Annotated in this window: 13 protein-coding genes; 7 read left to right on the top strand and 6 right to left on the bottom strand. The window is 36.9% G+C overall.

What is annotated here, in order from left to right:
* Nucleotides 1–9: 9 nt before the first annotated feature.
* The 6 genes from ACAM30_RS01225 (at nt 10) to ACAM30_RS01200 (ending at nt 8,647) form a co-directional block, all read left to right on the top strand.
* Complete coding sequence (locus ACAM30_RS01225; RefSeq protein WP_089078027.1) at nt 10–438, top strand: hypothetical protein; 429 nt, start codon at nt 10–12, stop codon at nt 436–438.
* Nucleotides 439–478: 40 nt separating this feature from the next.
* Nucleotides 479–1,942 (top strand): tyrosinase family protein, encoded by a 1,464-nt coding sequence (locus ACAM30_RS01220; protein WP_369616851.1) that lies wholly within the window; start codon nt 479–481, stop codon nt 1,940–1,942.
* Between the two features lie 343 nt (nt 1,943–2,285).
* Complete coding sequence (locus tag ACAM30_RS01215; RefSeq protein ID WP_369616850.1) at nt 2,286–5,378, top strand: DUF6493 family protein; 3,093 nt, start codon at nt 2,286–2,288, stop codon at nt 5,376–5,378.
* Nucleotides 5,379–5,383: 5 nt separating this feature from the next.
* Nucleotides 5,384–6,712, top strand: coding sequence for an SWIM zinc finger family protein (locus tag ACAM30_RS01210; protein ID WP_369616849.1), 1,329 nt, complete (start codon nt 5,384–5,386; stop codon nt 6,710–6,712).
* A gap of 1,225 nt (nt 6,713–7,937) precedes the next feature.
* Nucleotides 7,938–8,441, top strand: a complete 504-nt coding sequence (locus tag ACAM30_RS01205) for a hypothetical protein (RefSeq protein ID WP_369616848.1) — start codon at nt 7,938–7,940, stop codon at nt 8,439–8,441.
* Between the two features lie 53 nt (nt 8,442–8,494).
* A complete protein-coding gene (locus ACAM30_RS01200; protein WP_369616847.1) occupies nt 8,495–8,647 on the top strand; it encodes a hypothetical protein in 153 nt (50 codons plus the stop codon).
* Nucleotides 8,648–8,779: 132 nt separating this feature from the next.
* On the opposite strand, the gene ACAM30_RS01195 is transcribed toward ACAM30_RS01200, so the two are convergent.
* The 3 genes from ACAM30_RS01195 to ACAM30_RS01185 form a co-directional block, all read right to left on the bottom strand.
* A complete protein-coding gene (locus tag ACAM30_RS01195; protein ID WP_369616846.1) occupies nt 8,780–10,558 on the bottom strand; it encodes a long-chain fatty acid--CoA ligase in 1,779 nt (592 codons plus the stop codon).
* Between the two features lie 167 nt (nt 10,559–10,725).
* Nucleotides 10,726–11,157, bottom strand: coding sequence for a hypothetical protein (locus ACAM30_RS01190; RefSeq protein ID WP_369616845.1), 432 nt, complete (start codon nt 11,155–11,157; stop codon nt 10,726–10,728).
* Nucleotides 11,158–11,288: 131 nt separating this feature from the next.
* Nucleotides 11,289–13,691, bottom strand: a complete 2,403-nt coding sequence (locus tag ACAM30_RS01185; protein ID WP_369616844.1) for a TonB-dependent receptor — start codon at nt 13,689–13,691, stop codon at nt 11,289–11,291.
* Between the two features lie 479 nt (nt 13,692–14,170).
* Between ACAM30_RS01185 and ACAM30_RS01180 the strand changes: the two genes are divergently transcribed.
* On the top strand, nt 14,171–15,586 hold the full coding sequence (locus tag ACAM30_RS01180; protein WP_369616843.1) for a hypothetical protein: 1,416 nt from the start codon (nt 14,171–14,173) through the stop codon (nt 15,584–15,586).
* A gap of 123 nt (nt 15,587–15,709) precedes the next feature.
* Here ACAM30_RS01180 and purL read toward each other — a convergent pair whose 3' ends face one another.
* From purL to ACAM30_RS01165, 3 genes are all read right to left on the bottom strand, one after another.
* Nucleotides 15,710–19,363, bottom strand: coding sequence for a phosphoribosylformylglycinamidine synthase (gene purL / locus ACAM30_RS01175; RefSeq protein WP_369616842.1), 3,654 nt, complete (start codon nt 19,361–19,363; stop codon nt 15,710–15,712).
* A gap of 247 nt (nt 19,364–19,610) precedes the next feature.
* Nucleotides 19,611–21,464 carry an endonuclease gene (locus ACAM30_RS01170; RefSeq protein ID WP_369616841.1) on the bottom strand — a complete coding sequence of 618 codons (1,854 nt, stop codon included), beginning with the start codon at nt 21,462–21,464 and terminating at the stop codon, nt 19,611–19,613.
* A 363-nt stretch (nt 21,465–21,827) separates the two neighbouring features.
* Entirely contained in the window at nt 21,828–23,345 is a 1,518-nt protein-coding gene (locus ACAM30_RS01165; protein WP_369616840.1) for a hypothetical protein, read from the bottom strand.
* Between the last annotated feature and the right edge of the window lie 196 nt (nt 23,346–23,541).

Genomic DNA, 23,541 nt, shown 5'->3' with positions numbered 1-23,541 from the left:
TCAACGACCATGAAACAACTGTACTTTTATTGGATACTCCTTTTTTCGGTTTCTATTTCATTTGCGCAAAACAAACCTACATTTTCGGTAGTAGGAACTGCGGTCAATAAAGAAAGTGTACTGAAAAACAAACGGCTTGACATTTCGAAAATCAAGGTCGAAAATATTTCAAATAAACCCATTTATCTGGTTTGGGAAACCGTATCGAATACATTTCCAAAGGAGTGGGATTGCTCGATGTGCCAGCACGGTGCCTGCCAGATTGGGATTCCAAAAGGATCTTCTTTTAATAAACTTAATCCGGATCAGCAGGGATTTATTGCCATACATGTAATCCCAGCGAATAAAATAGGCAACGGAACGGTGAAATTTAAAATCTACGACAAAGCAAACCCCAAGTATGCTCAGATTTTAACTTTTGAAGTCGAAGTGCTTTAATGTGAACTACCAATTTATTAATAACCCAAAAACAAAAAAAATGAAAAAAATTACCATTTTAATCTGTATTATTTTGACTGCGGGGTTGTCCTATGGTCAGAATAGAAATAATGCGAAATACATTCGATGGAACGTTAATACGCCTCAGGGATTAGCGAATCTGGAAGCCATGAATGTGGCTTTTAAGAAAATGCGCGAAATGGGCTGTGATAATGGTCTGGCGTGGTATTATCAGGGAGCGATACACAGTATTCCGAGTGTGATAAACGGTAAAAACCAGCTTTGTCCGCAATATCAGACCATCAATGATAAGTTATGGGCATGGGCCGATTGTACGCATAACGGAACAGAAAATGCGAAACTGCATTTCTTATTATGGCACAGATTTTACATCTGGCATTTAGAAAAAATTATCCGTGAACTGTCCGGAAAAGCAGATTTTGCGCTTCCGTACTGGAATTATGGCAGTAAAGCAGTGTCTCAAAATGTTATGGCAGAACCTTTAAGAGTACAGTCCGGTTCTCTTTATACTGCGGCGCGATACAGCATTTTGAACAATGGAAAACCAATTTTGCCGGATCAGGTCAATCAGATTCAGCTGTCTTTGGAAGAATTAAAAACAAATCCTTCTTTTACCGGCGACGCGGGATTTAGCAGAAGCCTTGAGGGCGCCCCTCATGGTTATATGCACAATCTTATCGGAGGCGGATATGCACAGCCTAGTGAAACGTATTATAACGAAATCTACCAAAAAGAATATTCCGGTTTGATGGCAAATGTTCCTTCGGCAGGATTTGACCCTGTTTTCTGGCTGCATCATAGTATGGTTGACCGTATCTGGGATTCCTGGGACGTTTCGATTTATGGACAGCGCCCTACCTTAGAGCAACTAAAAGAAAACCCTTGGCAATATCAGTTTATAAATCCCGACGGAAGTCGTGTGACTTATACGATGGAAGAAGTATACAACACCGTTTACAACTTAGATTATAAATACGATGATTTGCTTTACGGATCTAAAATTCCTGTTGTAGCGGCTAATCAGGCAGCAAAAGCTAAAATTTCGTTTCAGGATTCAAAAGAAGAAGTGATCTGGGAACAAAAAGTGGGTAAAGTATTAGGAACTTCTGCTTTTACGCATAAAGTAAGCAATACTTTTGCGAAAAACACCAATAGAGTTTTTAAAACTGCCAATTCCAGAATCATACTAAATCTTGATGTAGTGGTTTACAAAGAACCAAAAGATTATTACACGGTTTATTTGCGTTATCCGGGGAAAAAAGATCAGTATGTAGGTACAATGACTTTCTTTGGAGTAGCTCATGACCACGGAACGGGAGAGAACCACGAAATTGGATCGGATGGTGTAAAATTGAGTTACTCTTATTACATTTCAGATGACTTAATCAATTCAGACTCTAACTATGATATTATTGTCAAAAAAACCGGAGGCGGAGATGCTAAAGTTACTCTGGAAAAAATTAGAGTGACAAAGGCAAATTAAGTCTTTTTTGATGTTCTGAAAACGACATCTCAACCATAATCCAAACCCTGCAAATACTGATTTGCAGGGTATTTTTTTGAAATCAAATACCACTTTTAATTCGTAAGATTTTTTAACATTTAAAAGATATTCTTTTAAGGGAATCTTGCTGTAAAATTCTTATTTTACGGGTTGAAAATAAAAGTCGATAAAGAGGAATAGAAGCACGCCAGTTCAGGATTTAGGCTTACAAAAGAGAGCTTCTTCAGTAAAAAAACGACGATTTTCATTACAAAGACATTTAATTACATTACCCAATTTATAGTATACATTTAGAAATAACGCTTGTTTTATACGATTACGAATGAAAAAAAGTCTCAAATACATTGATGGAAACTCCGATAAATTCTGGGATATCGAAGTTACCGGATTAGATTACACTGTAACTTACGGAAAAAATGGAACCTCAGGAACTTCTCAGACAAAAAGCTTCGCGACAGATGAGGAATGTTTGAAAATGGCAGAGAAAATACTTGCCGAAAAAATAAAAAAAGGATATTCTGAAAACGGAGAAGTTGCTGTTGCTGCTAAACCAAAATCAGCTAAGAGTAAAAATTCAGATGAAGTTTTAGAAGAATATGATGCAATTCTAAAATCTAAGAACATCAGTTTGATGCTGCCTCTGCTAAAAGAAAAAGCAAAAGGGAATATCGAAGCCTTAAAAAAGCACATTAAAAAATGTAAACGTTACTGGATGACGTATACTGATTTAACAAAAGATCCCGACTATGTAAAAAAAGGCAAACACGATTATGGCTGGGGAACTCGTGGCGACCGTACTCAAAGCGAGATTATTACACTCAGTGCGATTGCCTTGTTTGACAAAACCGACATTAATCCGTGGGATGAAGCTTTCCTTTTACTTGACGAAATCAACGAGAAACCGTATGTATTCGAAACTTTATTGTGGGCAAAACCAAACTGGATTGAAGCTTTTATTCTCGAAAAAGTAAAAAGACAGGATTGGAGAAGTTTTAATTATGAAAACCTTCAACGATTAGAAAATTCAGGACTAATAGCATTCAATCCCGAATTGTATGCTTCATGTCTGGCCGATACAAACGAATGGCGCAGCAAAACAAAGGCCCGAGTTTTTATTGCTAAAATCCTTGAAGATAAAACCACTTATCAAAGAGATATTCCGGAGTTGTTTAATTATGAAACAACGCTTCATAATAATTACTTTAGAGATAATGACAAACAAAAACACGATGAATTTCAAACCTGGAGCATCATTTACAAATCTTTATTAGAAAGTAAAAAAATGGATCGCAGTTTCTTTATTGAAAATGCCATCCAGATTCAAACCAAAGAATGGAACAACAATCTGAAATCGTTTTTCAGAAAAAGAATCGAAGAATTTAATGCGACTGAAGAAGAACTGATTGTTTATCAGGAAAATATATTTTCGTTCTTGCACAATGCCTATCCGCCCATTACAAGCTACGGAATTGAACTGGTGAAGAAAATTTATGCGCATCCGAAATTCAAAGCCAAATCATTTCTGGAATGGCTTGAACCTTTGATGATGCGTGGCGACTGCAAGGCAGCCATAAAAAGTGCGCTTCCGGTTTTAGAAAAAATAAGCAAAGCCAATCCGAAACTGAACAATCAGATTGCCGCGATTCTGGCAGACGTCTATGTGATTTCTGATTTGACTTTACAGGAAAAAGTGTCTAAAATTATTCTGAAAATCGGTTCCTCAAAAGATAAAGTACTGAAAGAAAAACTGAGTACTTATGTTACTTTGATGCAGGGAAATATCAAATCAGGTTTAAGTCAGTTTTTAGATGAAGATGCTTTGATGGCAGACGATGCGGGATTTGAAGAATATCAATTTCAACCTCAAAAAGAACTGGTATTAACCGAAGAAGTGCAACTGCCAAAGGATTGGAACGAAATTTTATTCCAGTTCGGAAACTTCATTGCTTCTGAAGAAGTTCTGGACACTGAAATCCTGATGAATACTTATATTCAGCAAAGAGATTTGTTTCCCGCCGATTACAGCGTGCAGTTACAGCCTTATCAAAAACAATTGAACAAATTCTATTTTGAAAGTGTTCATAAGAACTATATGAAATTGTTTTTGTTTCAGAAAATTGAAAACATCAACAATAAGTTAAGTACAAAAGATGGCCATTATTTAAAAATAAATACACTGGTTTTAATCCGACCATTATTAGAAAAAGTACAGCAGAAAATTGAGTCCAATTCAAAACTGCCACTGCTTTCTTTCCCAAGTCATAAACCGTATTGGGTCGCTCCTAAAGTTTTGCTGGAGCGTGTAATTGCTTATCAAAAAGCAAACGAAGAGATTGATTCTCTTGATTTGGCGATTGCCATTGCGCGAATGCCGCGAGAAAACACCCATGAAGCACTTCCTTTATTGAATGAGATTGAGGGTGAACTAAAAGCCTTATTGTCTTACTGTTTGGGAGCAGAAGATAAACTGACGATTGATTCGGGTTCATTAGTTTCAAAACTTTTGGCAACATTAGGCAAAACCACCAAAGAAAGTGGAATACTATCTCTATGGGCCGTTGCAGCCAGAACATTTTATCCGGACCATACTTTTAACGAATTTGAAAATACCTATTTAAAACAAGTTCCATTTGTGGTTTCGCCATTTCAGACTGAATTCTCCTTTAAGGAAAAATGGAACGAGTGGAACAATTATAAAACACACGAAAAAGAAAGATCGCCTTCGTGGTACGAACTTCGTTTTGAGCTGCCGCAATACATCAAAACGCCTAATTATTTATTGTACAGTCTTGATATTTACAAAAGATCGAACAGTTGGGATTACAATATAAACTATAGCGGAAATACCTATTACTGGCACAGTTTGACGCCACAAAATCCGGATGCTTTAGCGATGACTTTATTAAGTAACTGTACAGTTCCGGACGGTTCAAAACCAGAATTAAAAGGCTTTCTGGAGGTTTTAAACCGACCTGAAATGAGGTTCTCGGATCATGTTTTATTTTTATTCGCGCTTTGTTTCTTCCAGGAAAAGAAAGATTTACGCTTACTGGCTTCCGAAACTTTAATGAACCTGATTGAGAAGCAAGTAATCGATATAGAAAAGTTTGCAGAGAAAGCGGCTTTTACAGCAACAGGCAAGTATGGTGCTTTTTCGAGATTAACGGATGGAATAATTGCCTTAAAAGATATTTCACCTTTATGTAACAGCGCATTGCTGCAGTTCTTCAACACCTTTTTTGCTCGTTTAGAAGTGAACGATAAGCTGCCGACGAATTTTAAGAAAATGGTCGAAAATTATGTTGATGTTTTAATCAAAACCAATCAGAAACCATCAGAAAAGGCTATTGCGTTTTTTGAACAGTGGAAAGATAATGCTTCGCTTAAATCTTTGATTAAGCAAATTTTAAAATAAAGAAAATGACAGATTTAGAATATAATTATAAAGGAATTTCAACCTACAGTAAATCAAAGGGAATCAATAATTTGGTTTTGGCCCATCAAACCGAAATTGAGGAAGTCAATAATATTCCGTGTTTTTTCTGGGGAAGTTTAACAGATCCTTATGTTACGGCAAAATGCTGGAGCACGATTGCCAAAGTAGTGCGTTCGAGTTTTGGACCAATTCCGCCCAGCCTTCGCGATCCAATTGTTTCTGCAGGTTCAGAAAGACTTCGTTTTGAAGGATTTTCGTCCTGCAATGGCGTTTATGTAAGACTGGACATGAAACCCGAAGCTGTCGACGGCGAATTTATTGCAAATGGAACGACTAATGTCGATTTTAATGACCCCATGCTGAATGCGCTAAATGCGATTCAGAAAAACGAAAAAGTGACCCTTGCCGTTGGTCAGCAAGACGTTCAGATGATTACCAGCAAAGCAAAAGTGGTAGAGAAAAAAGTGACTTTGCCCATGCGATGGATAAAAGGTTTAACCAGTGTTCAGCTTTATTTGGCTGATATGTATCTGAAGTTTGAACTCAATAAAATACAAACCATTCAGCTTTTCCAAAGCCTGCCGAAAGGAAGTGTAAAAGGTGATTTTTTTATCACCAAAAGAGCCGGGAAATTTATGTTTTCGACTTTGGCAACTTCTGACAGTGTTAGAATTGGTGGCGTTCAAAGACTGCGTTTATTAGAAGGAATTCTGGCAATTGTAGATAAGATTTTTGTTTACGAATCTGATGATAAGCAGACTTGTGCCGTTGTATGCGAATTTGGTAAAATGCAGTTGTTGATGGCTTTTTCTCCCGATTCTTATCGCGGTTTTTCGGGCGAAGGAAATGTTCTGGAAACCATGACAGAAAATTTACCGATGGAATGGGTGTATGGATTAAACAGTTTGTTAAAATCGAATGAGATGTTTGACCCCACCATGCTTTCTATTGAAAATGATATCGATTTTGGTACGATGGATAATCTAACGTCCAATTTATCTTCCATGGGATTATTAGGCTATGATTTAAGCGAAAAGGCTCATTTTTACCGTCGTCTTCCTTTTAAAACGGAGCGTATTTTATCTTTAAACCCTAGATTGAAAAATGCGAAAAAACTAATCGATAAGGAAGAAGTTGAAATCACAGAACGCAGAGCCGATTATATAGAAGCTAAAGTAAAAGGTTCCAGTGTGGTACATAAAGTGATCATTGATACTGCTTCTCAAAAATGTACCTGCGACTGGTTTACAGCTTATCAGGGAAAGAGAGGAATCTGCAAGCATATTTTGGCGGTGAAAATGATACTTTCTTAAGCTGAAAATTAAAGACATGCTCTACAAATCTTAAAATAAAGTTAAATTAATTTCTAAAAATGCTATATTTGTACCTGAAATGGAAATGAAAAATAAAAATATTAATCTGTCAGTAGGACTATATAGTGATCGTTTAGCAGGATTTGCCCCTGTTAAGTGCTCAGGACGTGATCTGTATTTTTATGAATTGTATGGTAGCTAGTAATTGCAAACCCAAAATAAATATATAAAGCGTCCTCATTTAAGGGCGCTTTTTTTGTTTTTGAGACAATTCAGCAGGGTAAAAAATAACAGAAAATAAGTACAAATCAGTATGGACAAGAAAATAATTAAAAAAATAATGAATCAAATGTTTAATGATTACTAAAAAAAGCAAAATAAAGCCTTGAAAAGTAATTCGGTGAACAACAGTTATTTGGTCTGAAAGGAGAGCCGCTTCTATAAGCGGACAGGGATTTCTATGGCTTGACTCAAATGGTTAGTTATTTGTAAATCAATAAATTACATGTTAAAATGATTTGGAAGTATGATTTTTTTAACATTATCTTTGCCGAACAATATCGGGACATTGAGTTTCAGATAATAATAGATTTAAAAAATATAAAACAATATAAAATGAATTTCATTTTTAATACATATAACACAAAACTAGTAGACGCAAGTTCGGCCCTTGAAGGGACTTACATGCAGGTGCATCATTACAGGCAATATGATAATTATCGTATTTGTAATAAAGCACCTTTAATCGGGTGCTTTTTTTTACGGTTCAAAGTGACAGAGGCTCAGAGGAGCAAAGGTTAGTAAACTTTGGCTCTTAGAATTTTGAAGAAGGGTGTAAAATAATTGCGCAGTGCGATTGTACTATTGGTTTATTAAAAAATTGCCGTGAAGTAAAAAGGAGTGACTATCAATAGCAGCTGTTGATAGTTTTAGTTTAACAATAAAAAAATAAAGATGAATCAAGGAACAGGATTCGCGTTGGACCATAGTGCTGGTCAAACGGATACAACGGAGTTTGATGAGTCGTCATTTGCCTCAATTCAAAAGAGGAATTTGAAGCTCATTAAACGCGGGAATGAAAAGGTAAATTTTAGGAATCTTATATATCATTTGGAGATATTTCTCTGGTAGAGCAAGGGCGCTTTTAAACTTTTGTGATATTGGATTTCCCTGAAAAACCTTCGATTTCCTGAGATTCTCAAGAATTACAAAAAAGAAAAAGATCATGCAAAACAATACATTAGAAAAATACAAAAGAGCAATTAGAAAAAAATACGAGATCGAAAAAGAAGGGCAATACTTTGATTATTTGTACAAACCTTCTCGTGCAAAACTTCGTGATTTGTGCTGGCTCATTTTCGAAAACAACCCAACAAAAGAGGACTTGAATGTTTTTAGTAATCTCTTGGGATTAGATTTCGATCATACTCAAAAGAATAAGTTTAAGGAGAAGAAAGATAAGTTCAGACCTATTGAAACCTTTTTTAAAGGGGAAACAGATCCGTCCAGTATGGATGTCATCAATATGGCTGCAATTTTGGTTGATTTTCATCCTCGTCCTCTTAAAAAGTTTTACGAAAATTCTAAAAAGGAAGAAGCAAAACCAATCAGGAGAATTGAGAAAGCGAAAGAAGTTTTCGAAAAGAAGAATGCTGCTAAAAAGGAGAAACCTGAAAAGAAATCGAAGAAAAGAAATTTCTTTCTGGATTTTAAAAGTATGTTTTTCTAGAGAGCAGAATCGTGAGTTAAAGATTTAAACACAATTATTAAAAAGTAAAAATTATGGATAAAATTAGTATTTATTTAGAACAAAAGTATTGGAAGCACACTGTTGCTGAAGAACAGGAATGTACAATTATCGGATTTAGATTGGCTGTTTTAGAAGCGAAAAGTGGTAAGATTGCCCAAAATAATGGGTTTTTAATTCGACCATGACCTTAAAACGTAAGTCCGCTTGGTATAGAACTCACAACTGTTGTTCCGTATTTAAAGTGATGTTTGTATTATTAAAAAACGGCTATCCTTATGAGATAGCCGTTTTTCGTTGGTTAGTATTATGTTGGTTTATTAATTTTGTCCGTATATTTTAGCGTAAAGATCTTTGTAAATTTCTTTAATGATTTTACGTTTTAATTTTAGGGTAGGAGTAAGCTGCCCGCCATCAATCGACCAAACGTCCGGAGTAAGTTCAAAACGTTTGATTTTTTCCCAGTGTCCGAATTTCTCGTTAATAGTTTCTACTTCTTCATCAATACGTTTGATAACCTGTGCGTTCGTACTGATGTCTTTTTCGCTGTTTCCTAAAGTTATTTTGTGAATTTTAGCCCATTCTTTTACAAATTCAAAGTTAGGCTGAATGAAGGCAGCCGGCATTTTTTCTCCTTCACCAATCACCATAATCTGCTCGATAAAACGAGATTGTTTCATGGCATTTTCGATCAACTGAGGAGCAATGTATTTTCCTCCCGAAGTTTTGAACATTTCCTTTTTACGGTCTGTAATTTTAAGGAAACCTTCGCTGTCAATTTCTCCGATATCTCCGGTGTGGAAATAACCGTCTTGTAAAGCTTCGGCTGTTTTTTCAGGATCTTTATAGTATCCCATCATTATATTTGGTCCTTTACAAAGGATTTCACCGTCTTCGGCAATTTTAACTTCTACATTGCGAATTGGTTTTCCAACAGTTCCAATTTTAAAACCTCTGTTTCTTTGGTCGTTTACAGCAATTACCGGTGAAGTTTCAGATAAACCGTAACCTTCCATAACGGGAATTTCAGCAGCAGCAAAAACTCTCGCTAAACGTGGCTGTAGTGCAGCACTTCCTGAAACCATTAAATCTAAGTTTCCTCCCAAACCTTCTTTCCATTTACTGAAAATAAGTTTGCGGGCTATTTTTAACTGAAATTCGTACCAGGCACCGTTAGCTCCATAAGGCTGGTATCTTAGTCCTAAATCAATGGCCCAGAAAAATAGTTTTTTCTTAATACCGGTTAATTCAGCACCTTTTGCGTAGATTTTATCGTACACTTTTTCCAAAAGTCTTGGAACAGCTGTAATTACATTTGGTCGTACTTCTTTCAGGTTATCACTGATTTTATCAATCGATTCACCAAAATAAACCGAAATACCATAATATTGATAGATGTACAAAATCATTCTTTCAAAAATATGACAAATAGGAAGGAAGCTCAAAGCCGAACTTTTCCCCGGATCAAACGGGATTCTTGGCGCACTGTCTAAAACATTAGAGACAATGTTATGGTGAGACAGCATAACTCCTTTTGGTCTTCCTGTTGTTCCGGAAGTATAGATAATAGTAGCTAAATCTTCTGGTTTGATGCTGTCTTTTCTGGCTTCAACTTCACTTTGATTGCTGTCATCTTCTCCAAGAGTTAGCAATTCAGACCAGTGTTTACAGCCTTCAATTTCGTTAAAAGAATAGACTTCTTTTAAAGTAGGAACGTTTGCTTTGATCGCGTTTACTTTGTCAAGTACTTCTGTATCCGATACAAAACAGAAAATACTTCCACTGTGATTTAATATATATTCGTAATCTTCTTCGGCAATAGTTGGGTAAATAGGTACGTTTTGAGCACCGGTTTGCAGGATACCAATATCCATAATATTCCACTCCGTACGATTGTTAGAAGTGATTAATGCAATTTTGTCCTCTTTTTGAACACCCATACGCAATAATGCTCTCGAAATAGCATTTGCTTTTGCAATATATTCCTGGCTAGATGTCTTTTCCCAGACTCCGTTTTTTTTAGTTGCTAGTGCAACCTGAAGGTTATAAGTTTCTTGTTGATAATAGGGAAAATCAAAAAGGCGTGTGATTGAAACCATGTTAGTATATTGAATTTTATCGCAAATTAAATAAAAATTAGGTATAATTTTTATATTTATCGAAATTTATGGGAAAAATTATAAGTACTTTAAAAAATCTGCGAAAACGTTTTCTTTTTTGTAGTAAAATACGATATAATCAAGAAAAATTGACTAATATGTAGTATTTATTGTACATTATAATCTACATACTCTTTTACTCTTTCGCCCATCAGAAACATTCTTTTCTTGGCGAAATGTATAGAAAATTGTGTGTAATTCCACTCTTCACTGTCATTGGTACGGTACCAGAAAGTATAGGAGGCACTGTTGAAGCCTTCTTTAAAAACCGGAATACCTTCTTCGGTACATTCAATTCCCCAGTTGATCTTTTTCTTGCTTAGATCTTCATATTGAATAATTCCTGTTCCATCCGGATTTAAAATGGTAGAGGGTTCTTTTTTTCCAGCGGGTAAAAAAGTTCCGGGTACGGGATAACCAATCGTAGTGGTAATAAAATGATCACGGACTTTATAAGTGATTTTGTCTACGTGAATTTGAGAATGTAATTTTACGGCACTAAATAATAAAGTAAAAAGAAATACTTGCAGGGTTTTCATTCTATGTAGGTTTAAGGGTTCTTGGAGCTGCCAAAAAATTCGGGGCACGAATTTTTTGGCGAATATAGTTCAATTTTCTCTAGAAAAAGGAATCCCGATTACAAGAATGCTGTTTTTATTTTAATGCGATGCTACTCTGCGGAAAACTGATTTTCCAGTAATTTTTCTTTAAAATCAGATTTAAAAGTATAAGCAAAGGTAATCATGAAAGCACGTGTATCTGATTTCGAAGTACGATAGTTACTGAACAAAGCCGTATTGTTTTTAAAACCGCTTTCAAGTGTGTTGAGCATATCCGTAACGACTAAACCTAAACGAGCATTGCCTTTACCCAGTTTTTGCTGAAATCCCATGTCTACATTATAGATCGGAATCCTTTTTCCCTGTGCAGTAGCGAGCGCCGAATTGTAATTACCGATAATTTGCAGTTTTCCACCTTTCCAGGGAACAAAATTATTGATGATCTTTCCGTACCAGCTGAAGGCATTGTTGACTACGTTCTGTGCCAGATTGGAGGCGTTTATATTTTGCTGAAAAGCAGTAATACTGATATTGGCATCGTAGAATCCAATAGGTTTTAAGCTGAAAATAGTTTCAAGACCATAAGTAATGGTGCTTCCAATATTTCTGGGCTGTTGCAAAACCACTCCGTTGTCTTGTAATTCAGCGTATTGTCTGATCGTATTGGTTGCGTTTCTGTAAAAAGCATTGGTCGAAAGGGAATATTTGGACCATTCTTTAGAATAGCCTGTCTCAATAATATGAATGATTTCCGGTTTCAAATACGGATTTCCTCCATGTGGATTCAAGGCATCGGTAATATCAATAAATGGATTTAAGTTGTCTAAATCAGGACGATTGATACGTTTGCTGTAACCCATTTTTAGAAATTCGTCGGATGCTAAATTAAGCTGTAGTGAGGCAGAAGGGAAAAGTTTTACATAATGATTTGAAAAGTTATCACTGTTGTTTTGCGTTTTTCCGTTGTTTGAAACCTGTTCGGCACGCAATCCTACATTGTATTTCCATTTCGGAGTTTCTTTAGTACCCATATAAGAATTCAGCATTCCGTAAACCGCATTGATTTGCTCATTGAATTTGAAGCCGTTGCTGGCCAGAGGATTTACAACGTACTCTCCATTCGTTTGATCAGCACTTTGAAAATCGGAGTCGAAGAATCGAAAGGTTCCTTTGTAACCCGTCTCTAAAATTGTTCTTTCAGAAACCGGAAGGGCATAATTTACAATAGCGTTTGAGATATTTTCGTGCTCGTAATTGTGTGTTCTTTGCCATGCGGCATCACCAATCAGGTTGTAGTATTGATCGAATTGATAGGTGTCGATGTCGGTATTTTCTCTGTGTTTGTTAAAAGAGGAGGTAATACTAGTATTCAGGCTTTTTCGGTCATCGGCAAATTTTCGGTCGTAGCTAAAAGCAAGCTCGCCTACCTTAGATCGTTCGAGTTCCAGAGAATGTCTTTTATTGTTCGAGAAAAATTGGTTGGCACTGTTGTTCACCTGTGTGTATAAAGTTTCGTCATTGTCCTGACTTTCCAAATTCCCTAAGGCTTCGAAAGAGAAACTGTTGTTTTCGTTGGGTGAAAAATCAATGTTGAATTTTAAATTTTGCAGACCTTCCGTGCGTTGATCGCTTCTGTTTTGATTGATATAATGTTCATCATCAATCAGATAATTGATTCTTTCGCCTTTGATTTTTTTAGTTCTTCCGGCAAAACGGTTGTCGTACGCCAGTCCGAAATTCCATTTATCGGTTTTATGATTCAGGAGCACAGAGCTGTTTAATCTGCCTTTGGCTCCAAATCCGCTTCCTAAAACTACCGCACCATTCATGCCGCTTTGGTTGTTTTTTTTGAGTCTGATATTGATAATACCGCTTTCTGCATTGGCATCGTATTTCGCTGTAGGATTACTGATTACCTCGATACTTTCAATACTGCTCGCTGCAATCTGATCCATATTGGTAATGGCGGAGTTTTTTCCATTAATCAAAATCATTGGAGATTTTCCTCTTAAGGTAATCCCGCCGTCAGCATCCACAGCAACTGTAGGGATGTTTTTAAGCATATCAGTAGCAGTTCCGCCCGTTTGCGTCAGATTGGAAACGGCATTAAAAATGAAGCCTTCGTTGGTTTTTTGAATTTGCTTTTTATGAGAATTTACGACAACAGTATTTAACAGATTAGTGTCCGTTTTTAAAGTTATGGTTCCAATAGAAATTGGAGTTCCTGTAAATTTTACTTTTTGAGTAAGGGTTTTAAAACCGATTAATTTGAATTGAAGTTGATATTCACCTGCAGCTACATGATCTAAAGAAAAATTCCCGGAAGCATCTGTAACGGCATATCCGGCAACTTTTGTAGAATCGGCAGTGTTTTTTAAAACCACATCGACAAATTCGATGGCCAGTTTCCCGTCAGAAACCGTTCCTTTTACAGAAGAATTTTGGGCAAACGTGACTTGGCTTATAATAAATAAGAGGAGTAAAAGCGATAAATTTAATGTCCATTTTTTCATGAAACAAAGATATTTATAGCAGTAAAAACACAAGTGTAAGCTGGCTTAAGATAGTATTAAATTAGTCTTAGAGTCTTTTTAAATGGAAGTTTTTTGAAAAGGTGAGATGTGAGATTTAAAAAATGAATGGTTAAAAAAAGCAGCCGATAAATTCGGACGTTCTTAATTGAAATATATTTTTTAGCTTTTCTCAATTCTTTTTCCGGCATTTATAAAAGCGTGAAATGCTGTTGTTCCTGTCTTTTGTATTTCTGATTCTCATCGGAAGGTATTTTCCTGTGAATTTTATTCAGAAGTTTTGTGAATAATACTGTTTGTTGCAGGAATAATACCATTTGATACAAGTATAAAATGCATAAAAAACAGGTGTTATAACTTTGGTTTGAATTTAAAGAGGTGGAACACTTCTTAAGGGGTGTTGTAAATCGTCAAATGATGGCTAAAAAATGAATTACTATTATAAAACTAAAATAAATTTAATGAAACACATTTCTCAAAGCAAAATTTACGTCTTATTAGTTGTTGCCTTATTGTCGTTAGGAGCATGCAGTAAAAATGTAGAGGATCCGGTGGCTGATACTACAGGAAGTACGGGTGATAAAGAAGACAGTGATGTAAGTACAGGGCTCAACTATTCCACTTTTGAAGTAAACCTGCCTGAAAATCTTCGGTCGTTAACTGACGAGGCTTACGCTATTTATGCCGTAAAGCCAAGCATTCGTTTTTCTGTTAACGAAGATGGTAATCTGGATACTTATTGGGAAGGAGAATTGGCACCTACCGCTGACGGACACCGCCATTTAAGCAGAATCTCACTCAGTACTAAATCTATTGTTTCCGAAATTTCCTTTCCTAAAGAACTAAATTTGGGTAATACGACTTTCCTGGGTTACGAGTATTTTGGTAATAATCGTTACATGATGGGAGCATCGGAAGTGAACTCAGATGACATTGCAAGAAAGAGACCTGTGTATTATTGTTTTGACGGTTCAGGCAACGTAAAGTATTCAATAGATTTATGGCAGGCTCCTCCTAATCCCTCTGATACTCATGCAGCAGGAAGATCCGGACAGGGTATTATTGTTTACAATAAGAAACTGGATAATTTTGGTATATATTTAGCTCGCAGAGGAATGGGCGAGCATCAGGCAGCCTGGCTTAGCTTTCATGAAGCAGCTACAGGTAAATCAACTTTTATACGTCCCTGGTATATCTCCCATAACTTCGACCAGCGATTATTGCCTTTGAATGATGGACGTTATCTTGCCTCTGCCCACGCAGATGCGTTGCCCTCAAGAGGTCTTTTAATAGAAACCTGGAAATTTAATGATGATCCTTTTAATCGTACATGGTCAAATGTTTTTCCGCTTCCCAATTCTGCAACTTCAAATGATAATATTACCAATACAGCTACCGGTGATATATTAGAATTGCCTAATGGAAATATTGCTGTTCTTTATACTACACAACATGAGTTTACTGCTAATGATCTGCGTCGTGATCTTCGCTTGTCTATATTTTCCAGCGTAGGTGCCGGAATGGGAAGTGCAGTCAAAGTTAAGGATGTTTGGCTGACCAGTTATAAAGCTACAGAAACGGCTGGCTGGGGAGCACAGATGGCACATTATTCACAGGGTAAAATATTTGTAGCCTGGAATGTATTTGATATGTCCAACACTAGTAAAGTTTTAAAATCTTCACTTGCGATCGTAGATTATGATGCAAATGTACTTACAACCAAAGATGTCTCTTTACCTAATGGAAAGAATGATAATTCCCGCTTAGTACAGTCTTCTCAAATTATCAGAAAGACAAATGACGGAAAGTATTTGGTTTTTATGTCTGAAGGCTCTGCCCCAAACAAGCTTCGCGTCAATTTGGTAGGGATTAATTAATACAGATAAAAATAGTTTTAAGAGTTTTGAAAAAGCTTGATGATCGGTTAATTTGAGTTGTACTCTTTTTTTAAAACAAAAAAACGCCCAAATTTATCGGGCGTTTTTTATAGAAATATATTTTTAGTTTTTCTCAATCCATTTTCTGGCATTAACAAAAGCTTCGTGCCAAGGTGAAACCTCGTCGTTTCTGTCTTTTGGATAATGTGCCCAGTTCCATTGGAAAGTAGAACGCTCAATGTGTGGCATCATCACTAAATGTCTTCCGGTTTTGTCACATAACATTGCTGTGTTGTAATCAGATCCGTTAGGGTTGGCAGGATAACCTTCGTAAGCATATTTAGAAACAATGTTGTAGTTTTCTTCAGCTAAAGGCAATTTGAATTTACCTTCTCCGTGAGAAACCCATACTCCTAAAGTGCTTCCGGCTAATGTAGATAGCATTACCGAGTTGTTTTCCTGTATTTTTACAGAGGTAAAGATACTTTCGTGTTTCTGGCTTTCGTTGTGGAGCATTTTTCCGTGAACTTCATGCTCCGGATTGATCACTTCTAATTCCATGAACAATTGACATCCGTTACAAATTCCAACAGATAGAGTATCTTCTCTTTTAAAGAAATTATCGAGAGCGGTTTTTGCTTTTTCGTTGTACAAGAAAGCTCCGGCCCAACCTTTAGCAGAACCTAAAACATCCGAATTTGAGAAACCTCCAACAGCTCCAATAAACTGAATGTCTTCCAGTGTTTCGCGGCCTGAAATCAAATCAGTCATGTGAACGTCTTTTACATCAAAACCGGCTAAGTACATAGCATTTGCCATTTCACGTTCAGAATTACTTCCTTTTTCACGAATAATAGCCGCTTTTGGTCGTGGTTTAGAATTGTCAATTTCCGGTTTTTTGCCTGTGAAGTGTGCAGGGAAAGTATAATTTAAAACCTGATTTTTATAGTTTTCGAAACGAGCCTGCGCTCTTCCGTTTTTAGATTGCTTTTGATCTAATAAATAAGAAGTTTCAAACCAGATATCTCTATAAGTTTCAATATCCAAATTCCAAATTCCAAGATCTAAATTTGCTGTTTCCTGAACGGAACCAATTTTAAAGAATTCAATGTTGTTCGCATTTAATTTAGCTTCAACAGCGGCATCTGATTTCGCCTGGAAAACGATTCCGATGTTTTCTGCGAAAAGGATTTTCAATACGTCTTTTTCTGCGAAAGCCGAGAAGTCAATTTTAGCACCAAGGTTTACATCTGCAAAACACAATTCTAATAAAGTAGTAATTAGACCACCACTTCCGATATCGTGTCCTGCTAAAATTTGGTTGTCAGCAATTAAATCCTGAATGGTGTTAAAAGCATTTTTGAAGAAAGAAGCATTTTTAATCGTAGAAGTTTCTTTTCCGATTGTATTTCTGATTTGTGCAAAAGAAGAACCTCCTAATTTGAAATCATCCTGAGACAGATTGATATAATAGATTGAATCTCCGTTTCTTTGTAAAACAGGTTCTACTACTTTTCTAATATCGGTACAGTTTCCTGCTGCTGAAATAATAACCGTTCCCGGCGCGATTACTTCGTCGTTTGGATATTTTTGTTTCATCGAAAGGGAATCTTTTCCGGTTGGAATATTGATTCCTAATTCGATTGCAAATTCAGAACAGCCTTCTACGGCAGCATATAAACGAGCATCTTCACCTTCGTTTTTACAAGCCCACATCCAGTTGGCAGATAGTGAAATTCCTTTTAACTGATCTTTAATTGGTGCCCAGATAATGTTTGATAACGACTCGGCAATAGCGTTTCTGGATCCTGCAACCGGGTCGATCAAAGCTGCAATAGGAGCATGCCCGATAGAAGTAGCAATTCCTTCTTTTCCTAAATAATCCAGAGCCATTACTCCAACATTATTCAAAGGCAATTGTAACGGTCCTGCATTTTGCTGTTTGGCTACTTTTCCGCCCACACAACGATCCACTTTGTTCGTTAACCAGTCTTTTGAAGCTACGGCCTCTAAACGCAAAACGTCTTTTAAATAACTTTCGAAATCTGCTGCATTGTAAGCAACGTCAGCATATTTTCTGTCGATAGTTTTATCGGTCATAACCGTTTTTGGAGAGCTTCCGAAGAAATCTTCCAATGCATAATCCATCGGTTTTGAACCATTTGTTTTAGATTCGAATGTAAAACGGTGATCGCCCGTTACATCTCCAACCTGATACATTGGAGAGCGCTCTCTGTCGGCAATTCTTTGCAAAGTATCGATATCTTTTTGACCAATAACCAATCCCATTCTTTCCTGAGATTCGTTACCGATAATTTCTTTTGCAGAAAGAGTAGGGTCTCCAACCGGTAGTTTGTCTAAGTCGATTAATCCTCCTGTTTCTTCCACCAATTCAGAAAGACAGTTTAAGTGTCCTCCCGCTCCGTGATCGTGAATCGAAACAATTGGATTATTGTCGCTTTCGACTAATCCACGAATCGCATTGGCAGCACGTTTTTGCATTTCAGGATTCGAACGCTGAATGGCGTTTAACTCAATTCCTGAACCAAAAGCTCCTGTGTCTGCAGATGAAACTGCAGCTCCACCCATTCCGATTCTATAATTTTCTCCTCCAAGAATAACGATTTTATCGCCTTCCTGTGGTTTTTGTTTGATCGACTGGTTTAGTTTTCCATAACCAATTCCACCTGCCTGCATGATTACTTTGTCGTAACCAATTTTACGGTTGTTTTCTTCGTGCTCGAAAGTTAAAACAGAACCCGTAATTAGCGGCTGACCGAATTTATTTCCAAAATCAGAAGCTCCGTTGGAAGCTTTGATTAAAATGTCCATCGGAGTTTGATACAACCATTTTCTTTCTTCAACAGCATTTTCCCATTTTCTATCGTCATTCAAACGAGAATAAGAAGTCATATAAACCGCAGTTCCTGCTAATGGCAATGAACCCTGGCCACCGGCTAAACGGTCACGAATTTCTCCTCCGGATCCGGTTGCAGCCCCGTTGAAAGGCTCTACAGTGGTTGGAAAATTATGTGTTTCGGCTTTTAGCGAAATAACAGAATCGAACTCTTTAATTTCGTAAAAATCAGGTTTATCAGCTGTTTTTGGTGCAAACTGCTGCACTTTTGGTCCTTTTACAAAAGCAACATTGTCTTTGTAAGCAGAAACAATGTCGTTAGGATTTTCCTGTGATGTTTTTTTGATTAATTTGAATAAAGAAGTTTCTTTTTCTTCTCCGTCAATTACAAATGTTCCGTTGAAGATTTTGTGACGGCAGTGCTCTGAGTTTGCCTGTGAGAAAGCAAAAATCTCTGAGTCAGTTAGTTTTCTTCCTAATTTAGCAGAAAGATTGTTTAAGTAATCAACTTCTTCTTCGCTTAAAGCTAGTCCTTCTGTTGTATTGTAAGCGGCAATATCATCAATTTCCAGAATAGGTTCCGGCTGCACATTGATCGTGAAAATTTCCTGATCTAATTGGCTGAATTTCTGAAATAACATTGGGTCAAAATCTGAAAAATCAGCTGTTGCCGGATGAAATTCTTCAATTCTGATAATGCCTGTAATACCCATGTTTTGAGTGATTTCTACAGCATTTGTACTCCATGGAGTGATCATAGTGGCACGCGGACCAACAAAAAAATCCGTCAGTGCGGATTTTTCGATCTTATTGGAGTCGGCAAAAAGCCAGTTTAATTTTGAAATGTCTTGAGCCGAAATTTCGTTTTGCGTCTGTACTGCAAAAACAGTTTTGCTTTGGTTTTCAAAGAAATGGATCATTGTGATGTGTAGTTTGTTGTATTGAAGTGCAAATTTAGTTTAAATATCTAGCAAGCGCAAATTTGAAAACAAACTCTTTTAAAAAATATGATGCAGATTTGAAAGGTGTTTGTCGCGGGAGATGATTGCGACAGAAAGCTTTTAATTTCACGCAGATTTAGCAGATTTAGCAGATTCAAAAATGTTGAAACTCTTTTGTCTGTAGATCTGGCAAAAAAAAACTGCCAAATCTGCGTGAAAAAAAAAATTAGTTAATGATTATTTTCCTGATGGTAGTTTTTGAATCTTTAACGATTTTTAAAATATAAGTACCACTTGGTAAATGGCTTACTGAAAAAGTGTTCTCTGTTGTATTTTGTTTTTCAAAAACTTTCTGGCCTGAGAAAGAAATGATTTCCAGGGAGTAAGGAGAATCAGATTCGTTTAGACCGATATTAAAATTCCCGTCAGATGGATTTGGATAAACGATGATTCCGTTATAATCTGCAATGTTTTCTTTTGCTTCAGCTACAGTAGACTGTACTTTTTTGCTGCCTAAATTAGAGCAGGTATCTTGTGAAAACGAATCCCATTGCGCACTTAGATTAAAAGTAGTACTTGGTGAAGTAACAGTCGATTTTCTTCTTAAAGTAACATCAGCTCCAAAGTTAGCAGTTCCGCCATTGAAAGTTCCGATGATGTCGATTAAAACGCCATTTTTGAATAAACCGATTGGATCATTTCCGTTATAGGCCATTTCTGTAGCTGTTGTCGAGATGTTAGCAGCACTGGTCGAATAACAGCTTGAAGCTATGGAGCTGTTTACGATGACAAATTTACTTCCGGAGGCTAAAGTTCCGCTCAAAGCCAAGCCTGTACTCCAGGAACCTGAGCCGTTAGTTTGTTTTTTGATCGAGTATGAAGCTAAACTCACAGAACTTCCCGTGTTATTGGCAATTTCAATTGCTTTATTGTTTCCGGACCCTTCGACATATTCAGAGAAAAGGAGATCGGTTGTAGTTCCGGTTCCGCCACTGTCGGTTGTAACCGAAATGGTATTGCTTGAAGCAGAAACATTTCCTGCGGCATCTTTTGCTTTTACATAAATAGAATAAGCTGTTGCGGCAGTTAAACCTGTAATGGTTGCAGTTGCACCGGAAACAGTAGTTTTTAAAGCACTGTTTGCATAAACATCATAAGCGGTAACAGCCACATTATCGGTAGAAGCAGTCCAGGAAAGTGTAATGGAAGCTGCTGTTTTTGAAGTCGAAGCTAAACTTGTCGGTGCGGTTGGAGCCTGAGTGTCTGAAGAAGGTGCGCCTCCCCAAATTTGATTGACATATTCCGGATGATCGATGTAAGGGTTTCTGTTGTTCTGGCGGGCATAAATAGCATTGTTGCGGGCAATTTCCCTTGCGCTTACCGGATCTTGTGCGTGCCACGCGAGAAGTGTAGTCAAAAATGCGGTAGTAAATACTTTGTTGGCGGAACCGTCGAACATTGAGTAAGAGTAGCCTGCAACAGTATTTTCGTAACGGGTAGCAAAGTAAAAGTACATTCTGGCAATATCACCTTTGAATTCGTTTATAGGTTCGAAAACAGTTCCTGAGTATCCGGATTCTGAGCTTGAACCTAATTTCCCGCCATTTTGAGAAGTATAAGTGGCCGTGCTAACCGTTCCGTGAGGGTAATTAGATCTGATTCCGTTTACTTTTCCATCCGTTGGAGTAATAAAATGGGCATCGGATACCATTGGTGATTGCTCATTAAAAACCGATTGCGGAATGATGTGTTCTCGGTTGTAGCAATCGCCTTCTGCTACATAATTACCACATCTTTGGGCGGTTCCTGTGCTGTAATTATAGGGATCCGTTCCGGAAGGATTTTCAGAATACATGTCTAAAACAGTCCCGTCATTTTCGAAAAAATTGTCAACATCAGAGGTTTGATAAGTGGTGTACAATCCCGCATATCCGTTATCGGTATGACCTTTAATAATGTTGTACAATTGTGTTTTCAACGTATAACCTGTTCCTGTTGCGGTGTTGTAATAGCCGGTGGGAATTTGCGCAAATGCCGTCGCGGCAAACATCAATAACAGTAAAAAGTAGTTTTTTTTCATAATCAATAGTTTTAAGATTTGGTTGTTTTTTTGTTTTTAAAGCACTGAATTTTAGAATATTGAAAATCAGTTTTAACAAATCTACTATTTTTATGAATTACATAAGTTAAGTGATGTTTAATTTTGGATATATTTTCTTACGAGTGCTTTTTGGGTAGAGAATAGAGGGAGTACGGGGGCGTGAATTTAATTCAGTTTGTCATTTTCGACCGAAGGGAGACTCGAGCGATAGCGAATTGGCGAAGCAAATCACATGCGAAACTGCGTCCCAATTGTCGCCAATCTTTGTCGAATTCTGTTTGTGATTTCTCGTTCCTCGAAATGACAAAAAATCGTTGAACTTAAATTTTAGAGGATATAAAATTACTTAGGAAAACCGGCACTCTGATAAGCTCCTAAATCCGGTGGGGAAGTTCTCGTTTTTCCCATAATATCTAAAGGAATATTGTAGGCCTGATTTCCTTTCGCGAAAGCGGAAGAAGTATTGTCAATGTTGAACAGGTTTTTAGCAACATTAAAGAATTTCGGATTTTCGTTCAGAATGATCTGGTTGTAGTGTGCAGGATCTGTTTTGAACTGATAATCCGGATTGGTGGAAGAACTGCTGAATTTTAGCAAACAATTATTGAGTTGATACACAAAGGCGGCCGTGGTCTTTTTGTTTAAATTGAACTCGTTGGTCCCTGATCCGTAAATGATACAGTTGTTAAAAGTCGCCTGAGTAAGCGGATTTGTTTCCGGAACAGCATTGGCCAGACTGTTGCTGAGGTTCACCGCAAATTGAGAATTATTGGACCAGCTGTTGTTAAAAGTACAATGTGTGAATTTGTAATCTCCCCCATATACACAAGACAAACTGGCTATACCGGCATAATTGATCACAATGTTTTCTCCATTGATGCGGGCATTTTGTGCCAGTATTCCATATTCGACAGTGTTGTAAATCTGGGTGTTTTTGATTTGAATAGCCGAAGCAGGATTCGGATTCTTGAAATTTAAACCAATGACGGCATTTTTCAGGGTAAGATGATTGATGGAGTGGTTGGTACTTCCGTTAGCAAAAATGACGGAGTTCCATTGTCCCGGAATATTATCGTAAAGTGATTCCAGACGATCGCCTTCAAAAATAACTTCGTTTTCTAATTTTGGAGTTGCAGAATCAGTTCCGTTAATCTGTAAAGAAGCTTTATCGTCGACAAAAAGGCCTGAATTGGCATGAAAGTAGACGCGTGAACCCGCTTCAAAAGTGACTATTTTGTTTTTTGGAACACCGGCAAATCCGTAAATAACATAAGGTTTTTGTTTGGTGAAAAGCAGTTCGTTTCCATTGACAGGATCGTTATCATCCAAGTAGAAGCCATCTACATCTTTGCCTTCAATTTTGATTTTCTCTTTTGTTCCGTCAGGATTTTGTTGTGGATAAAGAAAAACAGCATCCTGAATCAGTGTAACCAAAGCGACTTGCTGAAGATTGGCGCCACTGTCAAATTGAATCTGATCAGTATATAAAAAATCGGTTGGGTTTGCATCGGTGATATCTGCAGTGGTTTCTATAAAAATGTATAAACTGTCTTTAGATAAAAGTGTTACATCTTTGAAAATTTTACCATTGTTTCCACTCATGCCGTCAACCGTCATTCGGTATTTTGAATTTAAGCCGTTTTTGAGCTGAATAACCGGAATCGAGATATCATTTTTGCTTCGATTGTACACTTTAAGTTGATAGGTAGCGGAGCCAATATTCTTGAAAACAGTGTCTAAATAAACGGTGTCTTTAGAAAACTTTAAATCTCCGGAGCTGGCAACGGTATCAAAATCAGTTCGGCAGGAACTAAAAGCCAGAATTATTCCAAAAATGAAGAGTATAAAGTATTGACGCATTTGAATGAGTTTTTTTTGCCACTGATTAAGAGGATTAGAATGATTTTTCTGTTTTGAAAAAATATTTAACCTGTAAAAATCTATGGAATCTGTGGCGAAAAAACTTCTCTGCGACAGATCAATAATTAATGTTTTTGTAAAAATAGCAAAAAACTTACACGTTTGAAGTTGATTTTTAATTTTAGAAAAGGATTTT

This window comes from Flavobacterium sp. CFS9, from assembly GCF_041154745.1.
Lineage (GTDB): Bacteria > Bacteroidota > Bacteroidia > Flavobacteriales > Flavobacteriaceae > Flavobacterium.
This window is presented reverse-complemented; position numbering and strand designations above follow the sequence as displayed.

Bases quoted from the DNA above. Each gene is read 5' to 3' on its own strand.
- ACAM30_RS01225 (WP_089078027.1), top strand. From the start codon at position 10: ATGAAACAACTGTACTTTTATTGGATACTCCTTTTTTCGGTTTCTATT.
- ACAM30_RS01165 (WP_369616840.1), bottom strand. From the start codon at position 23,345: ATGCGTCAATACTTTATACTCTTCATTTTTGGAATAATTCTGGCTTTT.
- ACAM30_RS01180 (WP_369616843.1), top strand. From the start codon at position 14,171: ATGAAACACATTTCTCAAAGCAAAATTTACGTCTTATTAGTTGTTGCC.
- ACAM30_RS01205 (WP_369616848.1), top strand. From the start codon at position 7,938: ATGCAAAACAATACATTAGAAAAATACAAAAGAGCAATTAGAAAAAAA.
- ACAM30_RS01170 (WP_369616841.1), bottom strand. From the start codon at position 21,464: ATGAAAAAAAACTACTTTTTACTGTTATTGATGTTTGCCGCGACGGCA.
- ACAM30_RS01220 (WP_369616851.1), top strand. From the start codon at position 479: ATGAAAAAAATTACCATTTTAATCTGTATTATTTTGACTGCGGGGTTG.
- ACAM30_RS01200 (WP_369616847.1), top strand. From the start codon at position 8,495: ATGGATAAAATTAGTATTTATTTAGAACAAAAGTATTGGAAGCACACT.
- ACAM30_RS01215 (WP_369616850.1), top strand. From the start codon at position 2,286: ATGAAAAAAAGTCTCAAATACATTGATGGAAACTCCGATAAATTCTGG.
- ACAM30_RS01190 (WP_369616845.1), bottom strand. From the start codon at position 11,157: ATGAAAACCCTGCAAGTATTTCTTTTTACTTTATTATTTAGTGCCGTA.
- purL (WP_369616842.1), bottom strand. From the start codon at position 19,363: ATGATCCATTTCTTTGAAAACCAAAGCAAAACTGTTTTTGCAGTACAG.
- ACAM30_RS01195 (WP_369616846.1), bottom strand. From the start codon at position 10,558: ATGGTTTCAATCACACGCCTTTTTGATTTTCCCTATTATCAACAAGAA.
- ACAM30_RS01185 (WP_369616844.1), bottom strand. From the start codon at position 13,691: ATGAAAAAATGGACATTAAATTTATCGCTTTTACTCCTCTTATTTATT.
- ACAM30_RS01210 (WP_369616849.1), top strand. From the start codon at position 5,384: ATGACAGATTTAGAATATAATTATAAAGGAATTTCAACCTACAGTAAA.